The organism is Psychrobacter immobilis (assembly GCF_904846185.1).
In the GTDB taxonomy this organism is placed as follows: Bacteria; Pseudomonadota; Gammaproteobacteria; order Pseudomonadales; family Moraxellaceae; genus Psychrobacter; species Psychrobacter immobilis_B.
Genome location: NZ_CAJGZQ010000002.1, coordinates 167,301 through 184,109 on the forward strand (window position 1 = coordinate 167,301; position 16,809 = coordinate 184,109).

A 16,809-nucleotide genomic window follows, 5' to 3' on the forward strand; every position below is an offset into this window, starting at 1 on the left:
GTGTGTACTTTTAGGCGTTGCCTCAGGTTGTGAGTGGGAAGTTCTATTTAAACACGATTATGACAGTTTACACGCAAATAACCATTCACCGTAAGTGACCCAAAAACTACCACTAAAGTAGTAGATGCTACTTAGTTATGATTTTTAAAATCAACATACGCCCCAAGCAGTTTCTCATGATTCATGGCTAATCAACAGTATAAAGAATGATTAACTGTGTAACGCTTTATACCATTGATTAGCCATGCAGCTTTTTAGCTATACCGTTATTAATGATTCAATTATTTAGCGATGCAACCAAGGGAAAGGCTGCACTTTTACGGTTTTACCAGCGGCTATATTGCCAGAATCTTGTGCTAGTACAATGAAGCAATTGGCGTGGCTCAGTTGTTTGATACGGTGCGATTGTTGCTTGGTAAAGCTTTCAACTTGAAAATCGCCAAGTTCGTTTTGGGACAATATGCCTCTTTGAAAATCCATCCGTCCCGCTGATTTTTTGATATCATTTTTAAGCGTTGCAGTGAGACTTAACTGCATAGGTCGCTCTTGTGGCGCAGCGCCTACCATTTGCCACAAGGCTGGGATCACAAATTGTAGACTACCAACGATGGTCGATAGCGGATTGCCGGGCAAGCCAAAATATAGCACTGGCTTGGCAAGATTTTTAGTCAGCTCGCCAAAGACAAATGGCTTACCGGGTTTCATCGCGACTTTATAGTGGTTAATCTGCCCAAGCTGCTCAATAACCGTGGTTAAAAAATCATAGTCGCCAACCGATACCCCAGCCGTGGAGATAAGGACGTCGCACTCTTGTATGGCTTGGGTTACGGCGGCGATGGTTTTATCTAAATCATCTGGGATAATGCCATAATCACGAATAGTAATGGGTAAATCAGCGAGTAAGCTTTTTAGGGTAGGCGTGTTCGAGTTATAGATTTGCGCCAAACTGGTCAGCTCATTGCCAATGGCAACTAGCTCATCACCTGTTGCGAGTACACCAACGGTTAAAGGCTGATATACCGTCACTTGACCAAAGCCCAAATTAGCCAATAAGCTAATATCAGCAGGATTTAGGCGTTTACCCTTTAATAGAACCGCTTCGCCAACTTCAATTTCTTCGCCTTGTTTACGGATATTGTCATCATGCTTAGCGTCTTGACTGAGGGTAATAGTATAAAGCTGCGATTTATCAATGCGGTCTTTTATGGCGGCAAAGTTGGTATTTTCTTGCATGATGACCGTATCACAGCTATCAGGAACGACCGCACCGGTAAAGATACGCACCCCTTGTCCTGCTGAAATGTCGCCACTATAAGGACTGCCCGCTTGTGATTCACCCACGATATCAATCGTGCTGTCTGCTGAGAGTAGGCTGTCTTTAGCGATCGCATAACCATCCATCGCCGATAGATTTTGTCTTGGTATGGCAAAAGGCGAGACAATATCTTCTGCCAATATATGATGACGGCTGTCTAATAAATCGTAGCTTTCGACCACTCTTTTGTGTAGCGGATAATCGTTAGTATTGTAAGTTTCTATGCGCTGCTGTATTTCAGAGATAAGTCCTGCAACCGTAATCATAAACGTCTACTCATTTTATTAATATTGAACTGTGTTATTGATATTGAACGACACATAGCATAAAAAGGGTGTTGTATCACAAGAACCTTTATACCATAGCAGCTACTTTATAACATAAGAATTAAGTGACCGACAGCGGACTGCTTAGCCGCGGAAGATATTCTCTTGCTCAAGTGTCATCTCGATACCTTGGATATCAGCTTCATGCGCTAAGGTAAACAAGTAGTCGCATAATGATTGGTGAAAGGCTTGTTGGCTCAGTTTATTATGGATTGCAGGACTGACTTGCTCATAAGTCATCTGTATGCCAGGTTCTTTATTGAGCACCTCAACGATGTGAAAACCGTAACGGCTTTCGATAGGGCTTGGCGCAAGTCCTTTATCTAGCTTAAACAATACACCTTCAAATTCTGGTACGGTTTGACCTTTGCTAATCACACCCAGTTCGCCACCTTGCTCTTTTGAAGGGCAAGCCGAATGCTGGCGTGCTAACAGAATAAATTCTGCATCAGGATTGGCGTTATTTTTGATTTGTTCGATAAACTCGTAAGCGGTCTTTTTAAGCTTTAAGCGCTCATCACCATCTTCAGGCGGGCATGCCAATAAAATATGGCGTACAGTCATGATGGGATCAGTCTTAAAGTCAGTCATATTCTGCTTATAATAGCGCTCACAGGTTGCCATATCTGGCATCGTTGCTTGAACGTTTTTGTCTATTAAAGTAGAAATGGCTTGCTCTTCGTCGTTTTCCCACGCCGCTTCACCAAGGCTTGGCTCATCTAAAACCGCCAATCTCAGTAATTCGCGCACAACCAGCGCTTGCGTCGCTAAAAAGACGGCGTCTTCTTTGTTTTCTGCTGGATGATATTGCAGCTCTTGGGCGATATTGGTTCTATCTATCATCACCCCATTGACTGTCACTGAAGGCAGCTCATCACGGCTAGAGGCAATCAGGTTTTTATGGTTGCTGCGCTCTTCCGCCATCGCTTTTTCGATGAACTCTTGGTCAGAATGCGGTTTTTGCAAATCAGACAAGGTTGGCATTACTCTAAGAATATCATCACCGTGACCAGTAGGAGTGTGATCGGCATGACTGTGACTGTGATTATCATTACCATGGCTGTGATGATTACCACTGTGCACATGAGCGTTTTGGTTGGTCGCATGGTTGGCTGGATTGTAGGTACTGACAGTCATGGCTTTGCTCCACTAAGGATTCTGGTAATAGAAATTCTAAAATATAGGGCGTGTTGATTCATCGTTAAAGGTAGGGTAAAGAGCAGTATCTAGGTGAGGATAGGGTTAAAAATGCCATTCCATTTAGATACTGCTCTACAGCCTTACTGAGAGTTCTTTTGTCTGACAATTTGATAGCGACGGCCGAAATACCAAATTGGCGCGCTAATGATATGAATAAGCCGTGTAAACGGAAATATCGCAATCAGGGTGATGCCGAGCGCCATATGCAGCTGATAAATTAAGTCAGTTTGCTCAATGCGCGCCGCTGCCTGCAAAGGTCTTAAAATTGTGATGTCCTGTGCCCAGCCTGCCAAATTCATCATGGTATAGCCATCTAAATGCTTCACTGACGTAAAGATGGACAGCAGACCTAAGTTCAGCTGGATAAATAACAGCACCAGTACCAGTTTGTCTGAGAACGATGAGGTGTTTGAGATACGGTCATCGGTAAAGCGTCGCCACATGAGCATGACCAAACCGAACCAACAAAACACCCCTGCGATACCCCCAACGACCACCGCTAATATCTGCTTATGTCCGGCGCTGATAAATCTGTCATAAAGAAAATGCGGTGTCAACATGCCAAATAAATGACCGAGGAGCACCACAATGATACCGACGTGGAATAAGTTGCTGGCAAGGCGCATGTTTTTGCTTCTGAGCATTTGCGTCGAGCCTGTCTTCCATGAATACTGAGATAAATCAAAACGTACCCAAGTACCAATAATAGCGATGGTCAATGCCACATACGGATAAACGCCAAAAAGGAAAATTTGTAGCCAGTTTAGGTTGGCTAAAGACTGCACACTAGGATCTGCGATATTCATGTCCTTTCTCCTTATTATGATTTAACCGGCTGGTTGGTTTTAAAATCTACCCAGTGCACTGGAGCATCGACTGCATTAGCAGCAGAGGCATTTTTTATACCAGCTTTTGCTGCAAGATTTTGGGTACTTGTTTGTGACGGGCAACGCTCTTCTTGTTGCGCATCTAAAAACGTCACCACTTCTTCTTCCCATTCTTTGTCTAATGCCTCAAAGCTGTCATCACGCTTCTCTTTGCTGATTTTTTCTTGATACTCTTCAACGATATCGAGCGGTTTACCAGCGATTTGCAATAGCGCATTGAAGCAGCCTTTATACAAGCTACCGCGACCCTCTAATCTGGCGGCAAGCAAAGCGAGGATATGGCTCACATCAGCGATATCCATACGAATTTGAATGTCGTCTTCAATAATGGTTGCTTGATACGCTAAAAATTCGAGATATAAAGGCAGATAATCAGGCAGCTCTTTGACGCTAATCTCAAAGCCCGCTTCTTGATATTGACCCATCAAATCGACCATCGCTTGACCACGGTCGCGCGATTCGCCATGTACATGCTCAAACAACCATAGTGATAAAGAACGACCGCGCTCAAACAAACCGTCATAACGCGCTTGCGCCTCAAGAGAGCCGGTATCGATTAAATCTTCGATCAAGTCGATGATTTGCATCCGTACTTCTGGGCTAATCAGCGTTGATCTGGCAACAATCTCTGTGCAATCAGCAAGCGTATCGCCTAAAAACAGCTCATTACTTGGATAGTCGATAAGTAGGCTGAGTACCTTGAGTAGCTTTAAGTCTGAAGCGCCAATCATCGGCGACTCAATCGCTGAATTAATTGGCTCATGCACTGAAGTGCTGTTATTGAGTTGAGTAGTTTGCATCTTATGACTCCCACTTTTGGACAGTATCGATGAAATCGCGGCGATTGGTTTTGCGTTGTCCAAACATGCTATTGTCCGAATGTCCTGAACAGCCTTCGCCAAAGGTGAATCCGCAACCATTACGCTCAGCGAATGCATCACTCAATGCTTCTTCACGATGCGCCGTTGGAATCACAAAGCGATCTTCGTAGTTAGCAATAGCCAAGTAGCGGTACATCTCTTCCACTTGCAGCTTGGTCAAACCAACATCATCCAAAATACTTTGGACTTCTTGTTTTTCAACCAATTGCATACGCTTGTAGCTACGCATAGCAAGTAGGCGCTTCAATGCTAGACGAACTGGCTCTTCATCGCCTGCGGTAAGCATGTTTGCTAAATAGCGCAAAGGAATACGTAAACTGTCGACATCTGGAATGAGACCATCCATACCGACTTTGCCTGCTTCAGCAGCATTTTGAATCGGTGATAATGGCGGTACATACCAAACCATCGGCAGCGTGCGGTATTCAGGATGTAGTGGTAGCGCAAGCTTCCAATCCATCGCTAGCTTATAAACTGGTGAGCGCTGGGCTGAATCAATGACCGATTGCGGTACACCGTCTTTTAATGCTTGGGCGATAACAGCAGGGTCATTTGGATCTAAAAATACGTCTAACTGTGCTTGGTAAAGGTCTTGCTCGTTAGGTGTGCTTGCTGCTTCAGCGATTTTGTCCGCGTCATAAAGCAGTACACCCAAGTAGCGGATACGACCAACACAGGTTTCTGAACAAACGGTCGGCAAGCCGGCTTCAATACGGGGATAACAGAAGATGCATTTTTCAGATTTCCCCGACTTCCAGTTGTAGTAAATCTTTTTATACGGGCAGCCTGAGATACACATGCGCCAGCCGCGACATTTTTCTTGGTCAATCAAGACAATGCCGTCTTCTTCACGCTTATAAATCGCGCCACTTGGGCATGATGCGACGCAAGTTGGGTTCAAGCAATGCTCGCACAGACGTGGCAAATACATCATAAAGGTGTTTTCGTACTCGCCATAAATTTCCGCTTGAATGTTGTCAAAGTTCTTATCTTTGCGACGTTTTTCAAACTCTGAGCCGAGGATTTCTTCCCAGTTAGGACCCCATTCAATCTTTTGCATACGCTTGCCAGTGATGGCTGAGCGCGGGCGGGCGATAGGTTGATGGTTGCTGATAGGTGCGGTATGCAGATGCTGATAATCGAAATCAAACGGCTCATAATAGTCATCAATTTCTGGTAGGTCAGGGTTAGCAAAGATATTTGCCAATACTCTAAATTTACCACCGATACGCGGATTGATAGTGCCGTTGGCATTACGTATCCAACCACCTTTCCATTTGGTTTGGTTTTCCCATTCTTTGGGATAACCGATACCGGGTTTTGATTCAACGTTGTTAAACCACGCGTATTCCATACCTTCACGGCTGGTCCAGACGTTTTTACAGGTGACTGAGCAGGTGTGACAACCGATACATTTATCAAGGTTAAGCACCATGCCGACTTGCGAACGAATTTTCATGGATCTGTGCTCCAAATAATAGTAAAAAAGCAGCTTTATGTTCTTCCTAGATATCCTGAAATCAGGATATCTTTTCGATAGAAGAAACAGCGTTACCCTTCAATGCTGGTTGGTAACGGACGTGGCAATTCGTTATCTGGCTTATCTTCTAGCCAGTCGATTTTTGACATTTTACGAATCACGACAAATTCATCACGGTTACAACCGACGGTGCCATAATAGTTAAAGCCATAAGACTGCTGGGCGTAGCTGCCAATCATATGCGTCGGTTTCAAAATCGTCCGAGTGACCGAGTTATGGATACCGCCACGTGTGCCTGTTTGCTCAGAGCCTGGAATGTTGACCAGTTTCTCTTGGGCGTGATACATCATGGTCATGCCTTCTTTCACCCTTTGGCTGACGATGGCACGGGCAGTGATTGCCCCATTAGCATTGAACAGCTCAATCCAGTCGTTATCGACGATGCCGGCTTTTTGGGCATCGACTTCTGACATCCAGACACAAGGTCCGCCGCGACTTAAGGTCAGCATCAGCAAGTTTTCAGAGTAGGTACTGTGGATGCCCCATTTTTGGTGCGGTGTTAAGAAGTTCAGTACAATCTCTTTATTACCATTTGGCTTAGCGTCTTTGAGCAGCTCAGTGGTCTTGGTATCGATAGGTGGACGATACTGCTGCATTTGCTCACCAAACGCCTGCATCCAAGGATGGTCTTGATAAAACTGCTGGCGACCAGTAATCGTACGCCATGGAATCAGCTCATGGACGTTGGTATAACCCGCGTTATAACTGACCTGATCCGACTCAATACCTGACCATGTCGGGCTTGAGATGATTTTACGTGGCTGTGCGACGATGTCTTTAAAGCGGATTTTTTCGTGCTCGCTAGATTTGGCAAGGTGGGTATGGTCGCGACCAGTAAATTCAGAGAGTGCAGCCCAGCCTTTTACCGCCACATGACCATTGGTCTCAGGCGCGAGCATCAAAATCATTTCAGAAGCATTGATAGCGGTGTTAAGACTTGGTCGACCTTCAGAAATACCGGGATCAGTCACTCTATGATTTAAATCACCGAGCTGTTTGACCTCGGTTTTCATATCCCAATTCAAGCCTTTTGAGCCATTACCCAGTTTTTCTAAGGCAGGACCCATAGAAGTGAACTTTTTATAAGTGCTCGGATAGTCACGCTCAACCACTTTAATCATCGGGCAGTTTTTACCCGGAACCGGTTTTTCGCCAGCCGTTTTCCAGTCAGTGCCACCAAATGGCTGTGCCAATTCACCTGGGGTGTCATGTTGCATCGGCAAGGTGACAACGTCAGTTTCAACACCTAAATGACCTTTTGATACTTCAGAGAAGCTCTTGGCAATGCCTTTATAAATTTCCCAATCGGTCTTAGATTCCCACGCAGGGTCAGTCGCGGCGGTTAATGGGTGAATGAATGGATGCATGTCTGAGGTATTCATGTCATCTTTTTCGTACCAAGTTGCAGTTGGTAGCACGATGTCAGAATACAAACAGGTGGAAGACATGCGGAAGTCTAACGTGACAACCAAGTCTAATTTACCAGTCGGTCCTTTTTCTACCCAATCGACTTCTTTTGGTTGCAGGTGACCTTCTGCATTTTCTTTATTGAGCAAGCCATTTTTGGTGCCCAAGAAATAATGCAGCATATATTCATGACCTTTACCGGACGAGCCCAATAGGTTTGAGCGCCAGATAAACATGTTGCGAGGAAAGTTGGCTGGGTTATCAGGTGATTCACAAGCAAAGCGTAAGCTGCCATCTTCGAGAGAATCGACCACATATTCTTCCACGCCTTTGCCGCTTTCTTTGGCTTTGGCAGCGATGGTCAGTGGGTTACGGTTGAGTTGTGGTGCTGAAGGCAACCAGCCTGCGCGTTCTGCTTGAATGTTGTAATCAAGCATATGCTCAGGGAAGAACTTTTTATCGACGAGAGGCGAGAGTATCTCATGGGCAGAAATGGTTTCGTGACGCCACTGTGAGCTGTGATTGTAAAAGAAGCTCGTGCCGTTCATATGACGCGGTGGACGATGCCAATCAAGCGCAAAGGCCAATGGCAACCAGCCCGTTTGAGGGCGCAGTTTTTCTTGACCAACATAATGCGCCCAGCCGCCGCCAGATTTGCCGATACAGCCACATAGCATCAGCATGTTAATCACGCCGCGATAGTTCATGTCTAGGTGATACCAGTGGTTCATACCCGCGCCGATGATAATCATCGATTTACCATGAGTCTTATGGGCGTTTTCAGCGAATTCACGCGCGACTTGAATGACGCGCTCACGGCTCAAACCGGTGATGACTTCTTGCCAAGCAGGCGTGCCCGGTACGGTGGCATCGTTATAGTCGTCGGTGACATGCTCGCCGCCAACACCATTATCCACCCCAAGGTTGGCAACGGTTAGATCAAAGACGGTCGCAACGATAGCGGTGCTGCCATCGGCAAGGGTAATGGTTTTACAAGGAACGGTTTTTTGCTGGATAGGCTCGCCTGGTACTGAGGTAAAATGCGGATGATCCACATGACCGAAGTAATCAAAGCCCACGACACAAGTCTCAGCACTGTCTTTTAAGGTTAGCGTCAGATCGATATCTTCGCCTGTGGTGCCGTTTTTTTGCTCAAGATTCCACTTGCCTTTTTCGCCCCAACGGTAACCAATTGAGCCCAGCGGAGAAACCAATTCGCCGTCATTATTTAAAGCGATGGTTTTCCATTCAGGATTGTTTTCTTGACCCAAGTCATCGACCAAGTCAGAAGCACGCAGGTAGCGACCAGCACGGCGCGCGCCATCTTCACCTTCTAGCATGACCAGTACGGGCAAATCGGTATAACGCTTGGCGTAGTCTAAGAAGTAATCGCTTGGCTGCTTGAGATAAAACTCTTTGATAATGACATGACAGAATGCTTGCGCCACAGCCGCATCAGTACCTTGTTTTGGGTTTAGCCATAAGTCAGTTAACTTAGAAACCTCAGCATAATCAGGGGTGATGGAGACTGTCTTAGTGCCTTTATAACGAACTTCGGTAAAGAAATGCGCGTCTGGTGTACGCGTTTGCGGAACGTTTGAACCCCACGCAATAATATAATCAGAGTTGTACCAATCGGCTGATTCTGGCACGTCGGTTTGCTCACCCCAAACCATTGGCGACGCTGGTGGCAGGTCACAATACCAGTCATAGAATGACAAGCAAACACCGCCGATAAGTGATAAATAGCGACTACCAGCTGCGTAACTGACCATCGACATCGCAGGAATCGGAGAGAAACCAACGATACGATCAGGACCAAAAGTTTTGGCGGTATAGACATTACTAGCGGCGATGATTTCATTAACTTCCGCCCACGTTGAGCGAATAAAACCGCCCAAACCGCGCTTGGATTTATACTGTTCTGCTTTGATAGGGTCTTGGACGATACTGCCCCAAGCATCGACTGGATCAGGATACTGCGCTTTGGCTTCACGCCATAATTTGAGAAGCGGCTTACGTACTTTAGGATATTTCACACGGTTCGCTGAATACATGTACCAGCTGTAGCTTGCGCCACGAGGACAGCCACGCGGTTCGTGGTTTGGTAAGTCTGGACGGGTTTCAGGATAGTCAGTTTGCTGCGTTTCCCACGTGACCAAGCCGTTTTTTACGTAAATTTTCCATGAGCAAGAGCCAGTACAGTTGACCCCATGCGTTGAACGCACGACTTTGTCATACTGCCAACGGCTACGATACACATTTTCCCAGTCACGAGACTCATCGCGCGTCTCACCATGCCCATCGGAGAATTCGCCCTTTTTACGTTTAAAAAAACGGAATTGGTCGAGTAAATGGCTCATTTCGCTATCCTCTGTATTATTGCCTATGGGGTATCTAAAGCTGAATGGCGTGGTAAAAACAACCCTTTGCCCAAGCTGTAAATGTTTTTCGATGGTATTATTTTAAGTAAGCCATCGCTCTCTTGCTATCCGCTAACATGAGCAGAGCACTACCACCTTAGTAGTAGCGGTAAATGATAAAATTGGCTTAAAAAATCGTTAAGTATTTATGAGTCGGGCTTATTTATAAGCAGAATATGGATTGGTAAAAATAAAAAAAGTGCTACTTACGCTGGCAAGTAGCACTATAAAGAGAGATGTTTTTAATTTGAAAATCTGTTTTTAGAGGATGATTTATACAAGGCTGCTTTAGCAAGGAATCTCAGCATTAGGGCGACTGTAATACCACCATGTCAACACTATACAGAGAACATAAAAGACAATTAAAGCGATAAAAGTACCATCAACACCCAGTCCTGAACCAAACATTTTTGGGACAAAGAATGCGCCATAGGCCGCTATCGCTGAGGTAAAGCCAACCACTGCTGCTGATTCTTTACGTATCTCGACAAACAAATCCTCTGTACCTGCTTTTTGAGGTTCAAGGCGTTCATGAAAGGTTCTGAAGATAACGGGAATCATGGTAAAGGTAGAGCCGTTACCGATACCCGTGGTGATAAACAGCACCATAAAGGATATGAAGTATCCGACAAAGCTGCCCTCATGAGTCTCGCTAGGGAGGAAATACATCACCGCCACTACCGCCAATACCATCACGATATAGTTCCAAAAAGTTACTTTTGCGCCACTGGTTTTGTCAGATATCCAACCACCTAAGGGGCGAAATAGCGCACCAACTAAAGGACCCAAGAAGGCAAACTTAAGCGCATCAATGGCAGGAAATGAGTTTTTAATCAGCATCGGAAACGCGGCTGAAAAACCAATGAACGAGCCAAAGGTTGCCATATATAGGATACACATGATCCAGTTATGTTTGCGTTTAAAGATAACGGATTGGTCTTTAAAGGAAGCTTTAGCAGTGGCAATATCGTTCATGCCAAACCATGCCAGTGCTGAAAATAGCAGAATAAAGGGTACCCAAATAAAGCCTGCATTTTGTAGATAAAACAGCTGACCGCTTGCAGAGACTTGTGGGTCGCCGCCTAAGCTACCAAAGGCTGCTACCAATATAATCATCGGTACAACGAACTGCATCACCGACACGCCAAGGTTACCCAAACCCGCGTTTAGCCCAAGAGCAGTGCCCTGTTCTGCTTTTGGAAAGAAGAACGAGATATTGGACATGGAGGAGGCAAAGTTACCACCACCGAAGCCACAAAGTAGGGCAATAATGGCAAATATCATAAATGGCGTATCAGGGTTCTGAACCGCAAAGCCCATCCATAATGCTGGAATCAACAAGGATAAGGTAGATATCGCTGTCCAACGTCGCCCACCAAAGATAGGCACCATAAAAGAATAAAAAATTCGCAGCGTTGCCCCTGATAGTCCGGGCAGCGCGGCGAGCCAAAACAACTGCCCATCATCAAAATCAAAACCAATCTCGGGTAGACGGACGATGACGGCACTCCATACCATCCATACTGCAAATGCCAATAGCAACGATGGAATGGATATCCATAAATTTCTACGGGCGACTTTTTTGCCGCCTCCTTCCCAAAATTCTTCTACTTCAGGTCGCCAGTCAGTGATGAGCTTACCACCTTTGAAGTTGTAATTATTGCCCATGTTATTCCTCACTTAGTATCAGCTATGCCTAGTTATGTTCAGTATTTTTTATCATCAAATGGCTGTCTAAACTTACAGTAAACCGTAGCGCTTACTCCTGTTAATATTGATAACAAAGAGCCGCCGTACTGGCTTATGAGCGCTATGAATCACTTGCTCTTTCGAAAAATGATAACTCACGGTACTGTGTTATCCCGATGAAGAGTATTCATACATAGTGGTATACTGATGACTAAAAGGGGTATATTGCGGGCAGGTTTATCACTAAGGTTTTGCTTGTCGATGGACTGATAAGTGCGCTGTAGTATTTTTTATGCTGTATGTTTTTTGCTTTTGCGACGTTCAATTTTAAGATCTAAAATCTTTTGCGCAGAAAGTGTTTGATGGGAGCGCTATTAATCATGTCTAATCTACGACGGCAGTCTTTGTTCCTTCATACTTGGATTGCTATTACGATCATCGCTACTTTGTTTTTGATGTCAGCGATAGGCAGCGGTGCGCTCGCTTGGGTCGCAAAGTCTGATGCTGAGGCGATTAATACCGCAGGCTCGATACGCATGGCAACGTATCGCATTAGCTTTCAGCTAGCGACTGACTTTGCGGATAACCATCCCTTTAGCTCAAGCCTAAATATCAAACAAGATGGCTTAGATAGTGACAATGCGCCGCAGGTAGAAAAGCAAGACAGACTGGATTTCTCCAATAAAAGCGAGTCTGAAAAAATAGACATACTGGTTGAAGACATGGAGAGTCGTCTCAACAAATTACAAGCGTATCAACTGACCAGTGCCAACAGAGATAAGGCGATCAGTGAGCAATGGAGCCAGATAAAATCACAATGGTTTCGTGATTTAAAACCAGCATTGTTGGCACAAGACAAGCAAGGCTTTTATAGTGATTCAACCAAGTATATTGACGATGTTAATCGTTTTGTTGGCGCGTTACAGGATAGAAATGAGCAGCGTCAGACATGGCAGCAAAACCTACAAATACTCTCACTGATACTGAGCATGATTATCATGCTGATAGGCGTACGGAGATTACAGAACTCAGTGCTAACGCCTATTCAACAACTCATTAAAGCCAATCGGGCGTTTAAAGAAGGCAAATATGATACGAGAGTGTCTATCAGCGGTTATAGAGAATTTGAAGCGCTTGGTAATTCTTTTAACGGTATGGCCAGTACTATTGAGAGGTATCAGCGCTCACTTGAGAGTGAGGTACAGACAAAGACTCAGCATCTGGTAAAAGCCAACCAAGCCTTATCATTATTTTATGATTTCTCAAAGCAATTGACCAGTAGTCCTGTGAGCTTACATCGGCTTGATGAATTGATTACTGGCTTTGGGTGTATATTCCCATATTTAGATTTTACGCTGTGTATTCAAAGCAATATTCTCACCAATAAAAACTCTATAGCCCTGCACGATGATAGGATGAAAGAGCTATGTACCAAACTCACTTGTGATAGCTGCTCTATTAAAGAAGACGTTTATACCAAAACGTTTCCGATTATTCATCAAGATATAGAATTTGGTGAGCTAAAAGTCAGACCAAAATCTGTCTTAATGACCAATCAAGCTTATGCAGAAGATAAGAAAAAAAGCGAGGAAGATTCAACACGTATCAAGGTAGTAGAGGTAGATAGTAGTTATTTGATTGCTAAAAACAATGAATTGATCGTTGTGCTGACCAATCTCGTCAGCACCGCCTTATCCCTACGCAGACAAAGGCAGCAAGACCATCAGCTTATTCTACTTGAAGAGCGCTCGACCATTGCTAGGGAGTTGCATGACTCTTTAGCACAGTCATTGTCTTATCTAAAAATACAAGTCAGCGTGCTCGAAAAACATCTGCAACTGTCTACTGATAAAGACAGTGGGCTTGTGGTATTTGATGAGCAAAGTCAAATCAAGGTTGGGCAGCATATCAGTCAAATAAAAATGGGTCTAAACTCTGCTTATCATGAGCTGCGAGACTTATTGACGACTTTTCGCTTGACGATTGATAGCGGCAATTTTGATGAAGCTTTATATGAGGCGGCTGATGAGTTTGCTGTAAAAGGGCAGTTTGACATAAAGGTCAACAATCAAATCCTATCTTTGAATCTAACGGCAACCGAACAAGTACATCTCATTCAAATTATAAGGGAGGCGCTGTCGAATATCAGTCGCCATGCCCATGCTAACAGCGTCACTATCGATTTGGTTTATGATGATGAAAGTAATTATGTAGCGATGATGGTCAATGATGACGGCATCGGCATATCAGGGACTGTCAATCAGACCCAGCATCATGGTCTAATGATTATGAAAGAGCGTGCCTATAAATTAGGCGGTGATTTGATTATCTCTAATAATGTACCCGCAGGTACCAGCGTCATCGTCAGGTTTGTACCCAGTTTCTTTACGGATTATATGGCTGAGCAAAACTAAGTGAATAGGCTTAGTAAACGCTCTTAACCACTGCATTGTATTTTTTGTAGCATTTTTCAATTTGTGAGTATTTTATGACTACTAAAGTTTATACGTCTGCTTCTCCGGCTCGGCTGTTATTAGTTGATGACCATCCTATGCTGCGCCGCGGTGTCGCAGAACTGCTCAGTCTCGAAAGTGATGTAACGGTCGTTGGTGAGGCAAATAACGGACAAGAAGCGTTGGATTTTTTGGCAAACAACCCAGTTGATCTGGTCATTCTAGATCATAAAATGCCAGTGTTGACTGGTATCGAAACCTTAAGAGAAATCAAAGCCAGAAATATTGACGTGGCTACCTTGCTATTTACAGTTTCTGACAGCGGAGAAGACGTACAAGAAGCGTTGAAATTAGGGGTGGATGGTTATTTGCTAAAAGATATGGAGCCTGAGTTAATCATCGTCGATATTAGAAAAGTGTTGCGCGGTGAGCTGGTTATCAGTCCCAATTTAGCCTCAATATTGGCGCAAACATTACGTACACCAAGCATTGAAGATATCGCTGGCAATCTTACTACTAGAGAGTTGCAAGTGATTCAAATGATTGCTGAAGGCTTAAGTAATAAAATGATCGCCAACAAACTGGATATCGCAGAATCCACAGTAAAAGTGCATGTTAAGCATATTTTGAACAAAACTGGACTACGCACACGGGTAGAGGCGGCAGTATGGACCGTGAATCATTTATCAAAGTAGTCGTTTGTCAAAATGGTTATTTATCGAAGTAATTGTTTTTTGAAAATATTACTTTTTGAAATCGCTACTTTTTGAAAGCATTACTTTTTATAAAAACATCATGGGTCATCTGGATAACTCCTATTACATGTCTAGATAGCTCTCTATATCAGTCAAAAAAAAGCTACCGAGCAGTGATGCTGGGTGGCTTTTTTATTTTATAAGCTAATCAAATTAGCCTTCTTCAGCGGCAATTTGACGATCGACCGAGGACATTTTGTATTCGTCACCAAAGGCATCTTCAGGCTCTTTTAACCAGAAGAAACAAAGTACCCAAGCGATAAATGCACCTATCGCAATGATAAAAAAGAACTGATTTGGTTCGACCAACGTAAATATAAATAGGTAGAACACAGCGCCAACGTTGCCATAAGCCCCCGCCATACCAGAAATTTGACCCGTTAAGCGCCGTTTAATTGAGGGGATAATACCAAAAGTTGCGCCTTCTGCCCCTTGCACAAAGACTGAGCATAGAATCGTAAAGACGACCGCGATAAACAATGGCCACTCTGCATTCAGCAATCCCATCAATCCAAAGCCGATACCGATACCGAACATGTATACCAACATTACCAAGCGACGATTGCCAACCTTGTCAGAGATATAGCCGCCAAGTGGTCGCGCCCATAAGTTAACAAAAGCAAAAGTCGATGCGACTAAGCCTGCGACGGTAGGGTCGAGCTTCCACGTTGCGGCAAAGAACATAGGTAGCATAGAGACGACCGCCAGCTCTGCGCCAAAGTTAGCAAAGTAGGTGACATTTAGGGCAGCAACAGAGGTAAAGGGGTATTTGTCATCCTCAGGGATACCCGCTTTGAGAATGGGTACGTTGACACTGATGGCTTTGTAAATTTGGTAAATAACCACCACAGCGATGAGAGTATAAAACCCCCAAGCGCCCGTTTCGCTCAGGAATCCCATGTTTTTGGTACGATAAACCAATACACCCAATACGCCATATAAAGGAATAATGAATAGGCAATATAATAATAAATCTCTCCAACTTGATACCTCTAAAGCACCTGCCTTACGTGCTTTTTTATGGGTATCTTGTGTAGGGCCATCGGTGATTAAAAACCAGTAAGCCACCCCGTAAGCGGCCATCAGTAAGCCAGATAATGCAATTGCCCAGCGCCAACCGTCATCACCACCAAAGAACTGTAGCGCAACCGTCGGAATGGTAATCGCTGCGGCAGCTGAACCAAAATTACCCCAGCCTGCATAAAACCCTTCGGCAAAGCCAATGTCTTTTGGCTTAAACCAAAGGGCGGTCATGTGAATGCCAACGACGAACCCTGCACCCACGATAGACATAAATAGGCGAGCGACGAACAGCTGCATCGCGGAATCACCAAAAGCGAAGAACCATGTCGGTATCGCCATGACGACCATCAGTATGGAAAACACGCGACGCGGACCGAAGCGATCCAATGCCATGCCGACTACCACTCGCCCCGGAATGGTCAAAGCAACGTTGGCAATGAGAAATAATTTGATGTGTTCAGAAGTTAAGTAGCTTTCGGCCTCTAGCATAGAAGTGGCTAGTGGTGCCATATTGAACCAGACATAAAAGGTCAGAAAAAAAGCAATCCACGTATAGTGAAGCGCTCTTATATCACGGCGTTCAACCTCAAGTAGCTCTTTTGCATGCATGACAAGTATTCTCCACCGTCGAACTGGATAGTTTAGATGGAGTTAATGTAGCAATAAGTAAGCTCGCTAACCATTAGGCGAAAGCAGTATGAATGTCATTTCACATACTACTTAATGGGGATTAAAAAGTGGCTTTAATATCCTATATATTGATGGTTAACTAAGATGATATGAGGATAGCAATACATTTGAAAATATGATGCGCTATAGTAATAATAACCATTACTGTGTGTGCTTTTCTCGTTTATCAATAGAATTTTATTCTCAAGTAAGCTGTTAATAAAAAGGATTGGGATACACC

The 16,809-nt window shown here is 44.3% G+C and carries 10 protein-coding genes; 2 read left to right on the forward strand and 8 right to left on the reverse strand.

All coding sequences use genetic code 11. The features are described from left to right. Positions 1 to 285: 285 nt before the first annotated feature. From glp to JMW94_RS01720, 7 genes are all read right to left on the reverse strand, one after another. A complete protein-coding gene (gene glp / locus JMW94_RS01690) occupies positions 286 to 1,581 on the reverse strand; it encodes a gephyrin-like molybdotransferase Glp (RefSeq protein ID WP_201600197.1) in 1,296 nt (431 codons plus the stop codon). 144 nt (positions 1,582 to 1,725) lie between these two features. Then, positions 1,726 to 2,625 (reverse strand): peptidylprolyl isomerase, encoded by a 900-nt coding sequence (locus JMW94_RS01695; RefSeq protein ID WP_413786177.1) that lies wholly within the window; start codon positions 2,623 to 2,625, stop codon positions 1,726 to 1,728. Positions 2,626 to 2,921: 296 nt separating this feature from the next. Next, positions 2,922 to 3,647, reverse strand: coding sequence for a respiratory nitrate reductase subunit gamma (gene narI / locus JMW94_RS01700; protein WP_045447153.1), 726 nt, complete (start codon positions 3,645 to 3,647; stop codon positions 2,922 to 2,924). A 14-nt stretch (positions 3,648 to 3,661) separates the two neighbouring features. Beyond that, a complete protein-coding gene (gene narJ / locus JMW94_RS01705; protein WP_201600356.1) occupies positions 3,662 to 4,459 on the reverse strand; it encodes a nitrate reductase molybdenum cofactor assembly chaperone in 798 nt (265 codons plus the stop codon). A gap of 70 nt (positions 4,460 to 4,529) precedes the next feature. After that, positions 4,530 to 6,068 (reverse strand): nitrate reductase subunit beta, encoded by a 1,539-nt coding sequence (gene narH, locus JMW94_RS01710; protein WP_055125087.1) that lies wholly within the window; start codon positions 6,066 to 6,068, stop codon positions 4,530 to 4,532. Between the two features lie 92 nt (positions 6,069 to 6,160). Further along, positions 6,161 to 9,919 (reverse strand): nitrate reductase subunit alpha, encoded by a 3,759-nt coding sequence (locus JMW94_RS01715; protein ID WP_201600202.1) that lies wholly within the window; start codon positions 9,917 to 9,919, stop codon positions 6,161 to 6,163. A 348-nt stretch (positions 9,920 to 10,267) separates the two neighbouring features. Further along, complete coding sequence (locus tag JMW94_RS01720; RefSeq protein WP_055125085.1) at positions 10,268 to 11,647, reverse strand: NarK family nitrate/nitrite MFS transporter; 1,380 nt, start codon at positions 11,645 to 11,647, stop codon at positions 10,268 to 10,270. Between the two features lie 401 nt (positions 11,648 to 12,048). Here JMW94_RS01720 and JMW94_RS01725 point away from each other — a divergent pair, with 401 nt between their 5' ends. Next, a complete protein-coding gene (locus JMW94_RS01725; protein ID WP_227685370.1) occupies positions 12,049 to 14,082 on the forward strand; it encodes a histidine kinase in 2,034 nt (677 codons plus the stop codon). A gap of 74 nt (positions 14,083 to 14,156) precedes the next feature. Further along, the gene (gene narL / locus JMW94_RS01730) at positions 14,157 to 14,816 is read left to right on the forward strand and encodes a two-component system response regulator NarL (protein ID WP_045447151.1); all 660 of its coding nucleotides are present in this window, start codon (positions 14,157 to 14,159) and stop codon (positions 14,814 to 14,816) included. 213 nt (positions 14,817 to 15,029) lie between these two features. On the opposite strand, the gene JMW94_RS01735 is transcribed toward narL, so the two are convergent. Beyond that, positions 15,030 to 16,508: an MFS transporter gene (locus tag JMW94_RS01735; protein WP_201600206.1), complete on the reverse strand. Its 1,479-nt coding sequence runs from the start codon at positions 16,506 to 16,508 to the stop codon at positions 15,030 to 15,032. Between the last annotated feature and the right edge of the window lie 301 nt (positions 16,509 to 16,809).

Excerpts from the sequence above, each read along its gene's own strand:
- glp (WP_201600197.1), bottom strand. The coding sequence starts at position 1,581 with ATGATTACGGTTGCAGGACTTATCTCTGAAATACAGCAGCGCATAGAA.
- JMW94_RS01695 (WP_413786177.1), bottom strand. The coding sequence starts at position 2,625 with ATGCCAACCTTGTCTGATTTGCAAAAACCGCATTCTGACCAAGAGTTC.
- narI (WP_045447153.1), bottom strand. The coding sequence starts at position 3,647 with ATGAATATCGCAGATCCTAGTGTGCAGTCTTTAGCCAACCTAAACTGG.
- narJ (WP_201600356.1), bottom strand. The coding sequence starts at position 4,459 with ATGATTGGCGCTTCAGACTTAAAGCTACTCAAGGTACTCAGCCTACTT.
- narH (WP_055125087.1), bottom strand. The coding sequence starts at position 6,068 with ATGAAAATTCGTTCGCAAGTCGGCATGGTGCTTAACCTTGATAAATGT.
- JMW94_RS01715 (WP_201600202.1), bottom strand. The coding sequence starts at position 9,919 with ATGAGCCATTTACTCGACCAATTCCGTTTTTTTAAACGTAAAAAGGGC.
- JMW94_RS01720 (WP_055125085.1), bottom strand. The coding sequence starts at position 11,647 with ATGGGCAATAATTACAACTTCAAAGGTGGTAAGCTCATCACTGACTGG.
- JMW94_RS01725 (WP_227685370.1), top strand. The coding sequence starts at position 12,049 with ATGTCTAATCTACGACGGCAGTCTTTGTTCCTTCATACTTGGATTGCT.
- narL (WP_045447151.1), top strand. The coding sequence starts at position 14,157 with ATGACTACTAAAGTTTATACGTCTGCTTCTCCGGCTCGGCTGTTATTA.
- JMW94_RS01735 (WP_201600206.1), bottom strand. The coding sequence starts at position 16,508 with ATGCATGCAAAAGAGCTACTTGAGGTTGAACGCCGTGATATAAGAGCG.